The following is an 18,056-nucleotide window of genomic DNA, read 5'->3' on the forward strand; positions in this document are numbered from 1 at the left end:
TGAAGGGGTGGAATAGTGCCGAAGAATTTGTCTCCTTTGTGAGACCGAAAAGATCGCAGCCTTCGGCAGCTCCTACAAGGAAATACGCATCTACCCTGTAGGAGCTGCCGAAGGCTGCAATCTTTTGATTTTAAAAAAACCTATCCAAGATATGAGATCAGTGTCTCTTTATGTAGACTCAACGATTCCCAGCGCAGCCATTTTCTTGTACAGCGTCGACCGCCCCAGCCCCAGCCGAACCGCCGCCTCTGGCACTTTTCCCGCGCATTGCGCCAGGGTCGACTCGATCAACTGCCGATCAAACCGCGCCCGCGCCTGTGCAAATGTCTCCCCAGCGGAGGCTTGCATGCTCGGCTCGGACGTTCGCTCAACCGGAGTAAACGTGCCAATCGCGCCGCGAATATCCTGCTCGGTCAGCATCAGATCATCACTGAGCAACGCCGCCCGCTCCAGCACATTGCGCAACTCACGGATGTTGCCCGGCCAGGCATGCTGGCCGAGCAACGCCAGCGCATCGCGGTGCAGTTCATGCTGGCTGCGCAGTTCTTCGAGAATCGCCTCGCTCAGCGCCGGCAGATCATCGAGGCGTTCACGCAGCGGCGGCACCTGGATCGGCAGTACGTTGAGGCGGTAGTACAAATCGGCGCGAAATTCGCCGCGCTTGATCGCCGCCTGCAAATCCGTCGACGTCGCGGCGATTACCCGCACATCGCTCTGAATCACTTCATTGGAGCCGACCGGCTCGAACTCCTTTTCCTGCAACACGCGCAGCAGTTTGCTTTGCAGCGGCAGCGGCATATCGCCGATCTCATCGAGAAACAGCGTGCCACCCTGAGCGATTTGTAATTTACCGGTGCGGCCCTTGCGGTCAGCGCCGGTAAAGGCGCCGGGTGCCGTGCCAAAGAACTCGGCTTCCAGCAGCGCCTCGGGAATTGCCGCGCTGTTGATGCTGACGAAGGCTTTGTGTGCGCGTGGTGAGGCGCTGTGGATCGCTTGAGCAAGCAACTCTTTACCGGTGCCGGTTTCCCCCAGCAGCAGAACCGGCGAATCAGCACTGGCACTGCGCCGCGCACGGCGTTTGACTTCAAGGCTGGCAGCGCTGGTACCGATGAAGTGGGCGAAGTTGTATTTGGTCTGCCGCGCACGCAGTAGCGAGCGGGTCGAGGCCAGTTCCTCCTGCATGCTCAGGTAACGCTTGAGCATCGGCGACAGCGTGCGCAACTCGTCGAACAGAGCGAAACCGATGGCGCCGATCACGCTGCCGGCGTCGTCGTGGATCGGCAGGCGCATCACCACCAGCGGTTCCTTTGGCGTGTCCTGCATATCCAGCAGAATCGGCCGACCGGTGCGTACCACCTCGCGCAGCAGGCTGCCGGGGATCACGCTTTCGCAGGGTTTGCCGATAGCGCCTGCCGCTGAGTCGAGACCGAAGCGCCGGGCGTAGCGTTCGTTCATCCAGACGATATTCGCATCGCGGTCAACAATCACCGTGCCTTCGCTGGATTGCTCGATGATCTCGAACAGCGAACGGATCGCCAGGGTGCGTACCCGTTGGTAGTCCTTGAGGCTTTCGGTGGTGTTCATGGAGGCTGGTCCTGATTGTTTGTTGCCAGTGACGGCCCGTTCGCGAGCAGGCTCGCTCCCACAGGGGCCTGCATTCAAATGTGGGAGCGAGCCTGCTCGCGAATGCCGCGCCGCGAATTAACAGAAAAAACCTACCCCGGATGCGCCGCCGCCAACAGCTCTTTGGTGTAGGGATGCTGCGGGTTGTCAAACACGTCGTGACTGGCACCACGCTCGACCACCTGACCGTCCTTGATCACGATCATGTCGTGTGCCAACGCGCGCACCACCGCCAGATCATGGCTGATAAACAGGTAGGTCAAACCATATTTTTCCTGCAAATCACGGAGCAGGGCGACCACTTGTTTCTGTACGGTGCGGTCGAGGGCCGAGGTCGGCTCATCAAGCAGAATCAGCGCCGGCTTAAGCACGAGCGCCCGGGCGATGGCGATGCGCTGGCGCTGGCCGCCGGAAAATTCATGCGGGTAGCGATGGCGGCTTTCCGGGTCGAGGCCGACTTCCTTGAGCACGCGAATCACTTGCTCATCACATTCGTTAGCGGTCGACTCGCAATGCACTTCCAAACCTTCGCTGATGATCTGCGCCACCGACATGCGCGGGCTGAGGCTGCCAAACGGGTCCTGAAACACCACCTGCATCTGCCGCCGCCACGGCCGCAGCTGCTTTTGATTGAGGCCATCCAGCGCTTCGCCCTGAAAACGAATGCTGCCCTCGGAGTCCAGCAAACGCAGGATCGCCTGACCCAGCGTCGACTTGCCCGAACCAGACTCGCCAACAATGCCCAAGGTCTTGCCGCGCTGAATATTCAGACTGATGCCATCGACAGCGCGCAGGTACTGCTTGCGCCTGAACAACCCGCCGCCGACCTGGAAATCGACGCGCAGGTCAGCGACCTCCAGCACATTTTCGCGTTCGTCACGGGGCAGGGCTTCACCTTCCGGCTCTGCGTTCAACAGCACGCAGCTGTAAGGGTGTTTGGGTTCGGTAAACAGGGTTTCGCAGGGTGCCTGCTCGACGATCTCGCCAGCCTTCATCACGCACACCCGCTGCGCGATGCTGCGCACCAGATTGAGGTCATGACTGATCAGCAGCAGCGACATGCCGAGCCGCTGTTGCAAGGATTTGAGCAGCAAGAGAATCTTGCGCTGCACGGTGACATCCAGCGCCGTGGTCGGCTCGTCGGCAATCAACAACTCCGGTTCGCAGGCCAGGGCCATGGCGATCATCACCCGTTGCCGTTGCCCGCCAGAGAGCTGATGCGGATAGGCTTTCAGGCGTTCCTTGGGCTTTTGAATGCCGACCAGTCCGAGCAATTCGAGAATGCGCTGCTGCGCTTGCTTGCCGCCGAGGCCGCGGTGCAGCAACAGGGTCTCGCCGATCTGCTTTTCGATGGTGTGCAGCGGATTGAGCGAAGTCATCGGCTCCTGAAAGATCATGGCGATGCGATTGCCGCGCAGTTCTCGCAAGACCTTCGGATCAGCACCGAGCAACTCCTGCCCGCGATAGCGGATGCTGCCACGGGTTTGCGCCTCACTCTCAGGCAGCAGTTGCAGGATCGAATGCGCGGTCACCGATTTCCCCGAGCCCGATTCGCCGACCAGCGCCAGGCACTCACCGGGGCGGATATCCAGGCACAGGTCACGCACCACAGTCTGACCATGGAAGGCGACATTGAGGTTGCGGATTTCAATCAGGTTTTCAGTCATGGTCACGCTTCAGGATCGAGGGTCAAAAGCGTCACGTAACGCTTCGCCGATGAATACCAACAAGGAGAGGATCAGCGCCAGGGTAAAGAACGCGGTCAACCCGAGCCACGGTGCTTGCAGGTTCTGCTTGCCCTGACCGATCAGTTCACCCAGCGAAGCGCTGCCGGCCGGCATGCCGAAGCCGAGGAAATCCAGCGCGGTCAACGTCGAAATCGCGCCGGTCAGAATGAACGGCAGGTAGCTCAGCGTCGCGTTCATTGCGTTGGGCAGAATGTGCCGGAAGATCACCTTGCGGTCAGTCAGGCCCAGGGCGCGCGCGGCTTTGACGTATTCCAGATTGCGCCCGCGCAGGAACTCGGCGCGCACCACGTCCACCAGCGCCAACCAGGAAAACAGCGCCATGATCCCCAGCAGCCACCAGAAATTCGGCTCGACGAACCCGGAAAGGATGATCAGCAGATACAACACCGGCAGCCCCGACCAGACTTCCAGCACGCGCTGTCCGAGCAGGTCGACCCAGCCACCGTAATAGCCCTGCAACGCGCCGGCGGCGATACCGATCAGCGCGCTGACAAAGGTCAGCATCAAGGCAAACAGAATCGACACCCGGGCACCAAAGATGACCCGCGCCAGCACGTCGCGCGCCTGATCGTCGGTGCCCAGCCAATTGACCGAAGTCGGCGGACTCGGCGCCGGTTTGTTCAGGTCATAGTTGGGCGTGTCGTCGCTGAACGGAATCGGCGGGAACAGCAACCAGCCGCCGTCCTTGCGAATCAGATTCTGCACGTACTCGCTGCGGTAATCGGCCTGGAACGGCAGTTGCCCGCCGAACTCCTGTTCGGTATGGCGCTTGAACACCGGGAAGTACCATTGGCCCTGATAACTGACCATCAACGGTTTGTCGTTGGCGATCAATTCGCCACCCAGCGTCAGCAGGAACAGGCCGATGAACAGCCACAGCGACCACCAGCCACGACGGTTTTTCTTGAAGCGTTCGAAACGGCGACGACCCAAAGGCGAGAGCTTGAACATCAGGCATTCCTCGCGGCAAAGTCGATACGCGGGTCGACCAGGGTGTAGCAGAGGTCGCCGATCAGTTTTATCAGCAGGCCGAACAGCGTGAAGATGAACAGCGAACCGAACACCACCGGATAGTCCCGCGATACCGCTGCTTCGTAACTCATGCGCCCAAGGCCATCGAGGGAGAAGATCACTTCGATCAGCAGTGAGCCGGCGAAGAACACACTGATAAACGCCTGAGGTATGCCCGAGACCACCAACAGCATGGCGTTGCGAAACACGTGTCCGTACAGCACGCGGCGTTCGCTCAAGCCTTTGGCGCGGGCCGTTACTACGTACTGTCGGGTGATTTCATTGAGGAACGAGTTTTTTGTAAGGATCGTCAGAGTCGCGAATCCACCGATCACCAGCGCGGTGACCGGCAGCACCAGATGCCAGAAGTAGTCGGCAATCTTGCCCAGCGTCGATAGCGATTCGAAGTTGTCCGAAACCAGCCCGCGCACCGGAAACCAGTTCAACGAAGTACCGCCGGCGAATACCACGATCAGGAACATCGCGAACAGAAACGCCGGCATGGCGTAACCGATGATGATCGCCGTGCTGCTCCAGATGTCGAAATGGCTGCCGTGGTGCACAGCCTTGCGGATGCCCAGCGGGATCGACACCAGATAAGTGATCAGTGTCGCCCACAGTCCGAGCGAAATGGTCACCGGCATCTTTTCCAGAATCAGGTCGGTGACTGTCGCGCCACGGAAGAAGCTCTTGCCGAAGTCCAGTTGCGCGTAATTCTTCAGCATCAGCCACAGACGCTCGTGGGCCGGTTTGTCGAAACCGTACTGTTTCTCGATGTCCTTGATCAGTTGCGGGTCGAGACCACGGCTGGCGCGCGAAGCGTTGCTTGATGTCTCGCTGGCACCACCGCCGACACTGGCGCCGCCAATGCCTTGCAAATGGGCGATGGCTTGTTCCACTGGTCCGCCTGGCGCGGCTTGGATGATGACGAAATTGACCAGCAGGATGATCACCAGCGTCGGAATGATCAGCAGCAGGCGCCGCAGTATGTAACCCCACATCAGTGCGGCCCTCCGGGTCTGCCGCGACTGATTTTCTCAGCGGTCATCTGCTGATTGGTCAGTGGCGTGCGGCTGATTTCCCACCAGCTCTCGATGGCTTCGTCATTGCTCGCCTGCACCGTGGGAATGCCGAAGCGGTTCCACCACACGGTCGAGGTGCCCGGCGGGTAATAGTTGGGAATCCAGTAGTAATTCCATTGCAGCACCCGGTCCAGCGCATGGGCGTAGTGCAACATGTCCGATTGGGTCGAAGCGCGGATCAGGCCGTTGATCAAGGTATCGACCGCCGGGTTTTTCAACACCATGTAATTGTTTGCCCCGGGATCGTTGGCCGCTGCCGAGCCGAAATAGTTGAGCAACTCACCGCCCGGAGAAGTGGTAACGGGGTAGCCGGTGACGATCATGTCGTAGTCGCGACTCATCAGGCGATTGACGTATTGCGAGGCGTCGATGCGACGGATATTCAGCTCGATGCCGATCTGCTTCAGCGTGCGCTTGTAGGGCAACAGCAGGCGGTCCATGCCGTTCTGGCTGACCAGAAAAGTGAAGCTCAGCGGCTCGCCGGCGCCGTTGACCAGTTGATCGCCATCCGGTTTCCAGCCGGCCTGCTCAAGCAGTTGCAGGGCTTGCAACTGCTTGTCACGGATGATGCCGCTGCCGTCGGTCTTCGGCGCCTCGAAGACTTTGCTGAACACTTCCTCAGGCACCTGACCGCGCAGCGGTTCGAGAATCTTCAGCTCTTGAGCGTCGGGCAACTGCCGGGCGGCGAGATCGGTATTGGAAAAGTAGCTCTGCTGGCGGATATAGACGTTGCGCATCATCTGCCGGTTGCTCCATTCGAAGTCCCAGAGCATCGCCAGCGCCTGGCGCACGCGACGGTCCTGAAACATCGGCTTTTGCAGGTTGAATACAAAACCCTGGGCCGATTGCGGCGCTTCAGTGGCGAGGTGGGCCTTCTGTAAACGGCCATCGCTGAGGGCGGGACTGTCGTAGCCGATCGAATAGCCGGTCGCGGAAAACTCGCGGTTGTAGTCATAGGCACCGCCACGCAGCACCTGACGGGCGACGTCGGTGTCGCCGAAGTACTCGATACTGAAATGGTCGAAGTTGTACAGGCCGCGACTGACCGGCAGGTCCTTGCCCCACCAGTCGCCATTGCGTTCGAAAGTGATGCTGCGCCCGGAGTCGACCTTGCCAACCCGGTACGGCCCGCTGCCCAGCGGCGGTTCATAACCACCGCCGCCGGCGAAATCGCGACTCTTCCACCAGTGTTCGGGGAACACCGGCAGGGTCGCGATATCCAGGGGCAGGGTGCGGTTTTCGTTACTTTTGAAGTCGAAGCGCACGGTCAGTGGTGCCTCGATTTCGACGCCTTGGACGTCGGCAAACTGGGTGCGATAACGCAGGCTGCCCTGGGTCATCAGCAGGTTGTAGGTGTAGCGAACGTCTTCGGCAGTGATCGGTTTGCCATCGGCAAAGCGCGCCTTCGGGTTGATGAAAAAGCGCAGCGACAGACCGTCTTCAGAGCGTTCCATTTTCTCCGCCACCAGACCGTACACCGTGTAGGGCTCATCCAGCGAGCGCTGGGCCAGCGGCGAATACAGCAGGCCGTCGATCTGCGTGACGCCGATGCCTTTGTCTATATAGGGCAGCAGATGATCGAAGTGGCCGATTTCGATTGCCGAGCGCCGCATCGTCCCACCCTTCGGCGCCTGCGGATTGGTGTAGTCGAAATGGCCGAAGCCGGCGGGGTATTTGGCCGGTTCGCCGTAAACGGTCAGTGCGTGTTGCGGGGCAGCGGTCGCACCGGCGGCACCCGTGAGCAGGGCGAGGGCGGTGAGCATCAGTGTGGGAAAAACCAGTCGCATCGTCAGCCTTGGAACGCAAAATCGATAAGCGCAAGTTGTACGCGAGCGGCGCGCCACTCGCCAGCCGTATATGTAACCGAAACACAACGGCCCACCAAAGGGTGGGCCGTTGTCAGCAACAGGACGACGAATCAGTCCTGACGGCTGGTGACTTCCAGCAGGTGGTAACCGAACTGGGTCTTCACCGGGCCTTGCACGACGTTGATCGGCGCGCTGAACACCACGGTGTCGAATTCCTTGACCATCTGGCCTGGACCGAACGAACCCAGGTCACCGCCCTGACGGCTGGATGGGCAGCTGGAGTTGGCTTTGGCTACATCAGCAAAATCGGCGCCGGCTTCGATCTGAGCCTTGAGTTCGTTGCACTTGTCTTCGCTGGAAACCAGGATGTGGCGGGCAGTGGCTTTGGCCATGGGGAATTCTCCGAACTGTTTCAATAAAAGGTGGAGCGTACCGGAATCAGTCGGTGAATTCTCGGCAAAGTTCCATTCTGATTTCCTGACTCTACTCAAAGATCCGCCGCACGCAGGCGCTGGGCATGCTCGACGTACAGCTCGATAGGGTCCGGCGAAGACGCGGTTACGCCCGGGCTGCGCCGCAAGCTCGCCAGGTGATCCATTGGATAATCAGAGCGGATCACTTGGCCGAGATGGCTACTGAAGCGTCCGACGAAGCCGTCATTCTGCTGGGGTTCGGTGGTGAAATATTGCGACAGGACCCGGCAGGTTGCTTGAACCGGATCCAGCGCCGGCAGCCTGGATTGCGCAACAACCCCGCTCCACGAGTAATAGCGCACGCCGTTGACTTGCTCCGGGCCGTGACCGCCCCAGGTGTGTGGCAGGCCTTGTGGGAATTTGTCATTGAATTGACCGACGCCGACGGTGGTCAGTGCGTTGAGAGCAGCCACCGCATTCTGTGGCAGTGCCACGCTGCCACTGAGCAGCGACAACAAATCGGCAAATTGCGTCGCCACGTTTTGTGCAACGACCTCCGGCAGCTTGCCCGGGACCAGTGCCTTGCGCAGGAAGTCGGCGAGCTCCGAACCATGGTTCGGACCACTGACGGAGGTGACTGAAGCGACGACGTTTGGTGCAAGCGCTGCCGCATAGCGTGCAGCGAGTGCACCTTGACTGTGTCCTATAAGGTTGACTTTCTTCGCGCCTGTGCCTCGCAGCACGCAGGCCATCTGTGACAGCAATTGCTCACCCCGCATTTCATTGTCATGGGTGGCCGAAAGGTGTGGAACAAACAATCGACAGCCAGCCGCTTTCAGAGCGGATTTGACGTCATGGAACAGCTCGAAATGACCGATACGCTCGAACCCGAACAGACCGTGGACCAACAGGATGGGATAACGAGTTGTAGCATTCCGTTGCATGTTCTTACCTTTTTCGTAGAAGTTCATCGGGAAATCACCGAGCCACTCTAAAACACCCCTGTCGCTGAGGAAGTACGAAGAGGCTTCGCGTTGTGTTTGAAAATGGACTACGAGGCGTACGAAATTTCGGAGAGCTGTGAAATCCGAATCGGAAGTTCAGTGGGTCGTTTGTCGGCATAACCGCGTGAGTTCTGCTGTTGCCTACTATGCGAGTAGCGCTTGCGCCGTCGTCGCGGTGTATTCGGCTGACATCAAGAACATTCAAAGAAGTCCTCAATGTAGATGTCAGTGTCGCCATTCGGGGCGGCACGTTTTCCAGGGAGTGGAAACGAAAATGAATAGCCATGAAGTCGAGTTTTGCTGGCGGATGCGTCAGCCGATGGTTGCCGAAGTGTCCATCGAAACTCTTGTCGCGCCGATGATTGACGGGCTCAGTGGGAGCGTGTTGGATCCTTCACTGGTCAAAGCCATCGTTCGCATTTCTCCTTATGCCAACATGAGCTGCGGCGATCAGTTGACGCTGTATTGGGAGGGGCTGGATATCGAAGGCTTCACCTATCAATACGAGAGTGTTCGATTCATCAGCCAGGCTCAGGTCGGCAGGGACGTAATCTTCGTCATCAAGGCCATGCATGTGGCTGCGCTGGACGGGGGCTCGCTGGAGGTTTACTGGACACTGCAAAGTGCGTCCGCGCCCAAGGCAGTGGAATCTGCACGCCTGCAACTGTCTGTGGGCGATATACGCACGCAATTGTTGGCGCCACAGATCGAAGGCTCGGTAAACGGAGCGCTGGAGCCATCGCGAGTGGCAGAAGGCACCCTGGTGACTCTGCAGCCTTACGCGAGGATGTCGGCGGGTGATCGGGTGATGTTGTCCTGGCACGGCGATACCTCGCCCGAGATCTTTACCGACTCATTGAACGTGGAGGCCTACTCCGTCGCGCAATGCCTGTCGTTCTGGGTGCCGGGGAGCTACATCGAAGCTCACCGAGGTGGTGAAGTGGTCGTCGCCTACCGTGTCGAACAGCGCTGTGGAACGGTTCGAGCGTCCGAGCCTGCCACGGTTTTCCTCGGGCCTGCAGTGCGTGCGCAATTGCCTGCGCCGGATGTCGTTGAGGCAGTTGAAAACGTGTTGTCACTGAAGGATTCGGTCGACGGCGTTTCCGTTCTCATCGAAGGGGCGCAGGTGCAAGAGGATGAGTTGGTCTATCTCAAGTGTGACGGTGAGTTCTTCAGTCACCGGGATGATCTTGAAATTACGCGGGAGACGGCTGGTCAAGCGGTGTGTTTCATCGTCCCTCACCGGTTCTGGCGTGAGCATCACGGCACAACGGTGCAGATCGCCTACACCGTGGAGCGTCTGGACGATGTCAGTCAGCAATCCCCCGTTAGGCAAATCAGCGTGGAGGCTTTGCCAGTGAATGCCGGCCCTCCGCGCTTTGAATGAGCGGGAGGGCGGTTCGATCAACGTTCGGCTTGCGCGACGCGTCGTGCGGCATCGGTCAGCAATCGCTCAGTTGCATCGAAGCCGAGGCAGCCGTCGGTGATCGATACGCCGTAGCGCAGAGAGCTGCTCAGCGACTGGCAGCCTTCGAACAGATGGGATTCGAGCATCATGCCGATCAGCGAGTGGTTTCCACGCAGGCGTTGTTCAAGGACGTCATTGAACACCGCTGGCTGGCGCAGTGGATCCTTGCCGCTGTTGGCATGGCTGCAATCGACCATGATCCTGCTGGGGATCTTCAGTCTGCTGAGCTCGGCGCTGATGTTGGCCACGCTGGTTGCATCGTAGTTCGGCCCTTGATGGCCACCGCGCAGCACGATGTGGGTGTCAGCGTTGCCGGCTGTCTGCACGATCGCCGGATGCCCTTGGCTGTCGACGCCGAAGTGCCGATGCGGATGGGCTGCCGAGCGCATGGCGTCGACAGCAACGGCGGCGCCGCCGTCGGTGCCGTTCTTGAAGCCCACCGGCATGTTCAGGCCGCTGGCCATTTCGCGGTGGATTTGCGATTCGGTGGTGCGGGCACCAATGGCCACCCAGCTCAGCAGGTCATCAAAGTAGTTGGCGGCCATGGGTTGCAGGAGTTCGGTAGCGACCGGTAGTCCGAGCCGGATCATTTCCAGCATCAGTTCGCGCGACAGCGTCAGACCGGCTGCCATATCGTCAGTGCCGTCCAGATGCGGATCGTAGGCCAGACCTTTCCAGCCGATCGTCGTTCGCGGCTTTTCGACGTAGGCACGCATGACCAGCAGCATTTCACTGCTGACATCTTCGGCCAGTCGAGCGAGTTTGCTGGCGTATTCGATTGCTGACTGCGGATCATGGATGGAGCAGGGGCCAACGATGACCAGCAGGCGCGGGTCTTCACCGTCGAGGATGGCGCGCACCGCCTGGCGATGGGCATTGACCTGCTGATGCAGGGAGTGGCTGAGCGGTAATTGCTGTTTGAGCTGCAACGAGCTGGGCAGGCGCAGGGTCAGCGCTTCGTTGGCAGAATCGAGGGTGGACAGTGGCAAAGCGGAAACTGAAGAGTTCATGTTCGGTCTTCCTGGGCGGATGGCGGGTTTTTCCCGCGCACTCGGCCCTACTGGGGTGTTCGACAAATGGCCGTACTGGCTAGGCGTGTGTGTTTGCCACCTGTAGGTGACCGATCGGAGGCGGCAGGCTGTCCCGAGCGGAGGCTGGTAAATCGCCAGGCGCTAAAGCTGTCGTAACGGTAATAAGTGGCGTAGTTCATGGTGGAATCCTCGAAATGTGGTGTGTCGCTGAAAGTAATGGGCCTGAAAAAACAAAACCCCCGGTCGGGAGGCCGACCGGGGGTTGAGAAATCTCTGGTAGGCGACCCGTTATCATGGGCGCCGTTTGGGTATCAGGCGCGCCAGTGGCTAAACCAATACCCAAAATAAAAGTTGTCTGGAGCGCAGGCGTCGTTCACCCACGCAGCCGCAATCGAGCGCGAGGCGCTGGCGATGCAAGACTGTGAAGGGGCGTTGAACATGGTCTGTCTCCGATGAATACGCCGAGCTTACTCGACGCTGATACGCGTCAGCAATCAGAAAATGCTATTGCGTGCCGAGCGAAACGGCTATCACTGGTAAACGATCTGGTTAAAGTACATTTTTACGATTGGAGAGAGCTGAATGAGTTATCGAATTCGGCATGCCACCCATGATGATCTTGCTTTTGCGCGGGATCTGACCTGTCGCAACATGCTGCGCTATTACATTGACCACGATCTGTTGTGGCAGGACGAGGCATTCGACGCAGGCTGGCAGCATCGTGAGAACTGGATGATCCTTCAGGATGAACTGCTGATCGGCTTTGTCAGTCTGAGCCAGGATGCCCGAGCGCTGTACATACGCGAATTGCAGATTGATCATCCGTGGCAAGGGCAGGGCGCCGGGTCCTGGGCCATTGATCAAGTGATCGAGATGGCTCGGCAGGCAAGGCGACCGGCACTGCGGCTGACAGTGTTTGACAATAACCCGGCGCAAAAACTGTATGCATCTAAAGGACTGCACATCGTGGGCAGGGATGAGTATTTCCTCAGAATGCAGCTCGATTTGAGTACAGCTGTGCTCTGAAACCCACAGCCGGCAAGCCCTGAATGACGAATTGAAACTTTTTAAATGCGGCTTTCCGCTAGGTCTGTCTGGCACTTTTTGCTAAGGTGTCCGGCATCCCAATAAGACCATATCGCGAGGTGTCTGCTTGATTAGGGTGCTAGTGGTCGACGACCATGATCTCGTTCGCACAGGCATTACACGAATGCTGGCCGATATCGATGGCCTGCAGGTGGTGGGTCAGGCCGAGTCAGGTGAAGAGTCCCTGATCAAAGCCCGTGAATTGAAGCCTGACGTAGTGCTCATGGACGTCAAGATGCCCGGCATCGGCGGCCTCGAAGCCACACGAAAACTGCTGCGCAGCCACCCGGACATCAAGGTGGTTGCGGTTACGGTGTGCGAGGAAGACCCTTTCCCGACGCGTTTGCTGCAGGCCGGCGCCGCGGGTTACCTGACCAAGGGGGCGGGTCTGCCGGAAATGGTTCAGGCCATTCGGCTGGTTTTCGCCGGACAGCGTTACATCAGTCCGCAGATCGCTCAGCAGTTGGCGATCAAATCATTTCAGCCAACCAATGATTCGCCGTTCGATGCCTTGTCGGAGCGGGAAATCCAGATTGCCTTGATGATTGTCGGCTGCCAGAAGGTCCAGATCATTTCCGACAAGTTGTGCCTGTCGCCGAAAACCGTGAACACCTACCGCTACCGCATTTTCGAGAAGCTTTCGATCAGCAGCGACGTCGAGCTGACACTGCTCGCGGTGCGTCACGGCATGGTGGATGCCAGCGCCTGACCATGACCGAGACATTTGATTCCAGTGCTTTCCTGTCGACCGTCAGCGGTCGCCCGGGCGTCTATCGCATGTTCGACAGCGAGGCGCGCCTGCTGTATGTCGGCAAAGCGAAAAACCTGAAGAAACGTCTGGCGAGCTACTTTCGCAAGACCGGGCTGGCGCCGAAAACGGCTGCACTGGTAGGGCGTATCGCTCAGGTCGAAACGACCATCACCGCCAACGAAACCGAAGCGCTGCTGCTGGAACAGACGCTGATCAAGGAGTGGCGCCCGCCGTACAACATCCTGCTGCGCGACGATAAGTCCTATCCGTACGTGTTTCTCTCCGACGGACAGTTTCCGCGCCTGAGCATCCATCGCGGCGCCAAAAAGGCCAAGGGCAAGTATTTCGGCCCCTATCCGAGTGCCGGCGCCATTCGCGAAAGCCTGAGCATCCTGCAAAAGACCTTTTTCGTCCGTCAGTGCGAGGACAGCTATTACAAGAACCGCACCCGTCCGTGCCTTCAGTACCAGATCAAACGCTGCAAGGCACCATGCGTGGGCCTGGTCGAGCCTGACGTCTACGCCGAAGACGTGCGCCACTCGGTAATGTTCCTCGAAGGTCGCAGCCACGCGCTGACTAACGAGCTGTCCACCGCGATGGAAGAGGCAGCGATCAATCTCGAATTCGAACGCGCGGCCGAATTGCGTGACCAGATCGCCTTGCTGCGCCGGGTGCAGGACCAGCAAAGCATGGAAGGCGGAACCGGCGATATCGACGTTATTGCCGCATTCGTCAACCCCGGCGGCGCCTGTGTCCACCTGATCAGTGTGCGCGGCGGGCGCGTGCTGGGCAGCAAGAATTTCTTCCCGCAGGTCGGCATTGAGGAAGACGTTTCCGAGGTCATGGCAGCGTTCCTCGGTCAGTACTACATCAGCAGCCCCGAACGCGATCTGCCGAGCGAACTGATCGTCAACGTGGTTCACGAAGACTTCCCGGCGTTGATCGAAGGGATTCACACATTGCGCGGCCGTGAGTTGGCCATCAGTCATCGGGTGCGCGGCACCCGTGCGCGCTGGCAGCAACTGGCCGTGACCAACGCTGAGCAAGCGTTGGGCGCGCGTCTGGCCAACCGTCAGCACACCGCCGCGCGATTCGACGCGCTGGCCGAAGTGCTGAATCTGGATGAACCGCCGCAACGCCTGGAATGCTATGACATCAGTCATTCCAGCGGCGAAGCCACGGTGGCTTCCTGTGTGGTGTTCGGGCCGGAAGGCGCGATCAAGTCGGATTACCGCCGCTACAACATCGAAGGCGTCACCGCCGGCGACGACTACGCGGCCATGCACCAGGCGTTGACCCGCCGGTTCAGCAAACTCAAGGACGGCGAGGGCAAGTTGCCGGACATCCTGTTGGTCGACGGTGGCAAAGGCCAATTGTCGATGGCCCGTGATGTGCTGAACGAACTGGCCGTACCGGATCTGATTCTTTTGGGCGTGGCCAAGGGCGCCACGCGCAAGGCCGGTTTCGAAACGTTGTATCTGAATGATGCAGCGCACGAGTTCACCTTGCGCGGCGATTCGCCCGCCTTGCACTTGATTCAGCAGATCCGCGATGAGGCGCACCGCTTCGCAATTACGGGGCATCGCGCTCGTCGCGGCAAGACCCGCCGAACCTCAACGCTGGAAGGCGTGGCAGGGGTAGGGCCGACACGTCGCCGTGACCTGTTGAAACATTTTGGTGGATTGCAGGAGCTGTCTCGTGCAAGCATCGAAGAGATCGCCAAAGCCCCGGGGATCAGTAAAAAGCTCGCTGAGTCGATTTATGCGAACCTGCATAGTGAGTAGAATGCCCCTTCACCTCGTAGCCAGTTGTGCCGATGAATATCCCTAATCTGATTACCGTTCTACGCGTCCTGCTCATCCCGATCTTTATTTTGCTGTTCTATCTGCCCTACGAGTGGAGTTACATGGCCTCCGCTTCGGTGTTCGCCTTCGCGGCTGCGACCGACTGGCTCGATGGTTACCTGGCGCGCCGACTGGAGCAGAGCACACCGTTCGGGGCGTTTCTCGATCCGGTCGCCGACAAGCTGATGGTCGCTGTTGCCTTGGTCCTGCTGGTGCAGGAACACGGCAATCTCTGGCTCACGCTGCCAGCGGCGGTCATCATCGGTCGCGAGATCGTGATTTCGGCCCTGCGCGAATGGATGGCCGAACTCGGCGCACGAGCGCAGGTGGCCGTTTCCAATCTCGGCAAATGGAAAACCGCTGCGCAAATGCTCGCGTTGGTGATTCTGCTGGCTCATCCAAAGGCATTCAGCTTCTGGGTCGTGCTCGGTTATACGCTGCTGATCGTATCGGCAGGGCTGACCCTGTGGTCGATGGTTCAATACCTTCGCGCCGCCTGGCCGCACCTGAAGACCGATGTCGAAAAGAAATAAAAGTTTTTTGAATCAAGGGGTTGACGGGGCATCTTAATTCTATAGAATGCGCCACACCAAGCGGGAATAGCTCAGTTGGTAGAGCACGACCTTGCCAAGGTCGGGGTCGCGAGTTCGAGTCTCGTTTCCCGCTCCAATTTGTACAGTGTTTGTTGTTGTGCTACTGACAGCAAAGACTTTGAGGCCGAGTAGCAAAATGGTTATGCAGTGGATTGCAAATCCACCTACGCCGGTTCGATTCCGACCTCGGCCTCCACTATCACAAACCCCGTAGATCAATGATCTACGGGGTTTTTTGTTGTCTGCAAAAAAATGTGGTGCTCACCTGTTTGCGGAGGGTCAATCAGTCAAGCACGATCCGGTCTGAATGTGGCTGGCACCTTCCACCGTCAGATTCGAGAAAAAGATGCAGCCAATAAGCCGCGCGAACAGCGTCAATGTCTCTGCGAGATCGGGGTTGTCAAACAGAACAGCCCTCGAGTCCAGAGCACATAAGGCACCCCAGAGTCTCCCGTCCGGCAGAAAAACAGGCGCGCCTGCGTAGCTTTCAATTGAATACTGCTTCACCACTGGACGTGACGAAAGTCGTCCATCCTGGCTGATTTGTGGAAGGAAGAGGGCTTGCGGATTTCGTCGAAACTCACTGCAAAGGGTGGTTTCCAGATCCAGCGTATCGCCGACGTTTATACCCAGTTCGATGGGATCGTATGCCGAACACACGATCCACTCTGTTTCCGTGAATTTTGCGATACCGGCAAAGCGTGTACCGGTCAGACGGGTGACAAGCTGCAGGATATTGGTGGTCGCTTCGATCTCGGCGATCGCCGAGCGCTCCTCTTGGCTTAAAGACGCTTTTAGAACGGTGTCACTCATTTGCATGGAATCAAATCTCCTGATTGCTTGTACATCCCTGAGCTCTGCTCTGGTGACGTTCTGTGCGGCGTGATCGTGGTTGAAGGGGGGCGTGCTGATTACCCTTTGATTATTGATTTCGGCGCCAACCTTTAGCGTAGACATCCCGTCCAGACTTGGGTTGCCTGCTCATAATCTCAATGGATGAATCATCTGTCACCCGTGCATCTACGGTGATAGTGAGCATTTGAATCTTTTGTGTTTATCGCCCCAATTTCCAGTCTGGTTGCTGCGATTTGCCACTAACCTCGGCGTCTACTTCAAGCAAACTCCGTAGCTCCCTGATTTCTGAGGCTTTTTGATTTTTCGCGGTCAGCAATATTTAGTTCTCAAATCACGCACTCCAAACTTGCTTCACCGGGACGTGATGTATATATTCCCCGCTCGGCTTTTCAAGCGGCCATCCTGTCAGGATCGCAACCGCAGGGCTGACGAAGCAACACCGCGCTACCGCCCGAATGGCGAAACTGGTAGACGCATGGGACTTAAAATCCCCCGCTCGTAAGGGCGTGCCGGTTCGATTCCGGCTTCGGGCACCATAAATATCAAGGGCTTGCATGACATATGTCATGCAAGCCCTTATTTTTTGTGCGGTGGAAATGTTTTCCACGCTCCTGACTGGCCATTCCGTCACCGTCTGGTGCCTGGACATCCACTCCTTTCTTCAGCGTCGATTGCATCCATCAGCGAGTAAGCGTTTCCGGGGCCACAACCCACACACTACATGGCATTTTGTACAACAGATGCTCCACGGTGCTGCCAACCAGTCTGCCTATTCCTCGATGGGTGACGCGGCCCATTACGATCACATCGATGTCGTAAGCATCGGCATAGCTGGAAAGCACCTTGGCCGGATCGCCCACAATCATGTGCTGGTTCTCTGCCGGAATGTTGTTACGTTCAGCCAACGCCTGGAAGGCTTCGCCTTGGGCCTCGAACAGTTTCTTGGCTGCGCTGGAAGAAAAGATCGCGGACGCGTTATTGAAGCCGAACTCGGCAGCGCTGATCGATGACAGGTCGTGGGCATAAATCACGTCCAGGCTGCCATTGCAGACACTGGCCAGCCTTGCTGCTTCGCGCAGGATGCGATCGTTGAGGCCCTGGTATTGGCCATCACGATGGAAGGGGTCGACCGCCGCGACGATTCGGCGTGGCAGAGCGTGTTGAACCTGGCTGACAAAATGCAGCGGCACCGGGCATTCGCGCAACAGATGGATGTCCAGCGGGGTGAACATCAGTCGCGACAAAACTGATTCGTGCTCCAGAGCCTTTATAAGGACAGCCATCGGCTGTTCCTTCAAATGAATGAGGATTTCCTTCAAAGGATTGTCCACCCAGACGACCTCGGTGGTGACGGTCACCCCGATCTTGCGCAGCGGCCGGGCCTGGTCTTCGAGCCATTGATGGTGGCGTTCGACATAGCCCAGGCGCATCTGCTCCAGGGCTTGCTCGTTGACCATACCTGCGGTCGCCAGGCCCTCCAGATAATCAAACGCGACAATATGCAGTGCGGCATCGGACGCTTTGGCCAGGGAGGCGGCGCGGTCGAACGCCGGACTGTTTTTCATCAGCGGCGACACGACCAGCATGAAACGCGATTGCTCAGACATGACAGGACTCCCGAGGGTGGTCACCCAGGCATTGCGCTGCATGCCTGGAGTGAGTAGTGGCGCATGCGCTTATCCTGGAGCGAGCCAGCAGGGCGGGGTTGATATTTATCAACCAGACATCAGCGCGTGGTC

At 58.4% G+C, this 18,056-nt stretch carries 15 protein-coding genes and 3 tRNA genes; 8 read left to right on the forward strand and 10 right to left on the reverse strand.

Features of this window, described 5'->3' with window-relative positions; translation table 11 throughout:
• Positions 1-168: 168 nt before the first annotated feature.
• From QMX86_RS11840 to QMX86_RS11870, 7 genes are all read right to left on the reverse strand, one after another.
• Entirely contained in the window at positions 169-1,584 is a 1,416-nt protein-coding gene (locus QMX86_RS11840) for a sigma 54-interacting transcriptional regulator (protein WP_073474726.1), read from the reverse strand.
• Between the two features lie 131 nt (positions 1,585-1,715).
• The gene (locus QMX86_RS11845; protein ID WP_073474724.1) at positions 1,716-3,290 is read right to left on the reverse strand and encodes an ABC transporter ATP-binding protein; all 1,575 of its coding nucleotides are present in this window, start codon (positions 3,288-3,290) and stop codon (positions 1,716-1,718) included.
• Positions 3,291-3,299: 9 nt separating this feature from the next.
• Positions 3,300-4,322, reverse strand: a complete 1,023-nt coding sequence (locus QMX86_RS11850) for an ABC transporter permease (protein WP_024012756.1) — start codon at positions 4,320-4,322, stop codon at positions 3,300-3,302.
• The gene (locus QMX86_RS11855) at positions 4,322-5,383 is read right to left on the reverse strand and encodes a microcin C ABC transporter permease YejB (RefSeq protein ID WP_039758569.1); all 1,062 of its coding nucleotides are present in this window, start codon (positions 5,381-5,383) and stop codon (positions 4,322-4,324) included. Before QMX86_RS11855 ends, QMX86_RS11850 begins: the two co-directional genes overlap by 1 nt.
• Complete coding sequence (locus QMX86_RS11860) at positions 5,383-7,251, reverse strand: extracellular solute-binding protein (RefSeq protein WP_282382815.1); 1,869 nt, start codon at positions 7,249-7,251, stop codon at positions 5,383-5,385. Before QMX86_RS11860 ends, QMX86_RS11855 begins: the two co-directional genes overlap by 1 nt.
• A 131-nt stretch (positions 7,252-7,382) precedes the next feature.
• A complete protein-coding gene (locus QMX86_RS11865) occupies positions 7,383-7,664 on the reverse strand; it encodes a peptidylprolyl isomerase (protein WP_073474718.1) in 282 nt (93 codons plus the stop codon).
• Positions 7,665-7,759: 95 nt separating this feature from the next.
• On the reverse strand, positions 7,760-8,629 hold the full coding sequence (locus QMX86_RS11870) for a triacylglycerol lipase (protein ID WP_073474794.1): 870 nt from the start codon (positions 8,627-8,629) through the stop codon (positions 7,760-7,762).
• Positions 8,630-8,963: 334 nt separating this feature from the next.
• Here QMX86_RS11870 and QMX86_RS11875 point away from each other — a divergent pair, with 334 nt between their 5' ends.
• Positions 8,964-10,076, forward strand: coding sequence for a hypothetical protein (locus tag QMX86_RS11875; RefSeq protein WP_282382809.1), 1,113 nt, complete (start codon positions 8,964-8,966; stop codon positions 10,074-10,076).
• Positions 10,077-10,093: 17 nt separating this feature from the next.
• Here QMX86_RS11875 and QMX86_RS11880 read toward each other — a convergent pair whose 3' ends face one another.
• On the reverse strand, positions 10,094-11,167 hold the full coding sequence (locus QMX86_RS11880) for a 3-deoxy-7-phosphoheptulonate synthase (RefSeq protein ID WP_282382805.1): 1,074 nt from the start codon (positions 11,165-11,167) through the stop codon (positions 10,094-10,096).
• Between the two features lie 603 nt (positions 11,168-11,770).
• Between QMX86_RS11880 and QMX86_RS11885 the strand changes: the two genes are divergently transcribed.
• The 6 genes from QMX86_RS11885 (at position 11,771) to QMX86_RS11910 (ending at position 15,658) form a co-directional block, all read left to right on the forward strand.
• The gene (locus tag QMX86_RS11885; protein ID WP_071172274.1) at positions 11,771-12,214 is read left to right on the forward strand and encodes a GNAT family N-acetyltransferase; all 444 of its coding nucleotides are present in this window, start codon (positions 11,771-11,773) and stop codon (positions 12,212-12,214) included.
• A 127-nt stretch (positions 12,215-12,341) separates the two neighbouring features.
• Positions 12,342-12,983 (forward strand): UvrY/SirA/GacA family response regulator transcription factor, encoded by a 642-nt coding sequence (gene uvrY, locus QMX86_RS11890; RefSeq protein WP_024012761.1) that lies wholly within the window; start codon positions 12,342-12,344, stop codon positions 12,981-12,983.
• 2 nt (positions 12,984-12,985) lie between these two features.
• Complete coding sequence (gene uvrC / locus QMX86_RS11895) at positions 12,986-14,809, forward strand: excinuclease ABC subunit UvrC (RefSeq protein ID WP_024012762.1); 1,824 nt, start codon at positions 12,986-12,988, stop codon at positions 14,807-14,809.
• 32 nt (positions 14,810-14,841) lie between these two features.
• Positions 14,842-15,402, forward strand: coding sequence for a CDP-diacylglycerol--glycerol-3-phosphate 3-phosphatidyltransferase (gene pgsA, locus QMX86_RS11900; RefSeq protein ID WP_016774513.1), 561 nt, complete (start codon positions 14,842-14,844; stop codon positions 15,400-15,402).
• Between the two features lie 60 nt (positions 15,403-15,462).
• Positions 15,463-15,538 (forward strand) — tRNA-Gly (locus QMX86_RS11905).
• A gap of 46 nt (positions 15,539-15,584) precedes the next feature.
• Positions 15,585-15,658 (forward strand) — tRNA-Cys (locus QMX86_RS11910).
• A gap of 83 nt (positions 15,659-15,741) precedes the next feature.
• Here QMX86_RS11910 and QMX86_RS11915 read toward each other — a convergent pair.
• Positions 15,742-16,281, reverse strand: a complete 540-nt coding sequence (locus QMX86_RS11915; protein WP_016774514.1) for a GAF domain-containing protein — start codon at positions 16,279-16,281, stop codon at positions 15,742-15,744.
• 485 nt (positions 16,282-16,766) lie between these two features.
• Between QMX86_RS11915 and QMX86_RS11920 the strand changes: the two genes are divergently transcribed.
• Positions 16,767-16,853: transfer RNA gene (locus tag QMX86_RS11920), tRNA-Leu, on the forward strand.
• A gap of 144 nt (positions 16,854-16,997) precedes the next feature.
• On the opposite strand, the gene QMX86_RS11925 is transcribed toward QMX86_RS11920, so the two are convergent.
• Entirely contained in the window at positions 16,998-17,924 is a 927-nt protein-coding gene (locus QMX86_RS11925) for a universal stress protein (protein WP_282382800.1), read from the reverse strand.
• Positions 17,925-18,056: the final 132 nt, after the last annotated feature.

Origin of the sequence: Pseudomonas sp. PS01270 (genome assembly GCF_029959775.1) — a bacterium.
In the GTDB taxonomy this organism is placed as follows: domain Bacteria; phylum Pseudomonadota; class Gammaproteobacteria; order Pseudomonadales; family Pseudomonadaceae; genus Aquipseudomonas; species Aquipseudomonas atacamensis.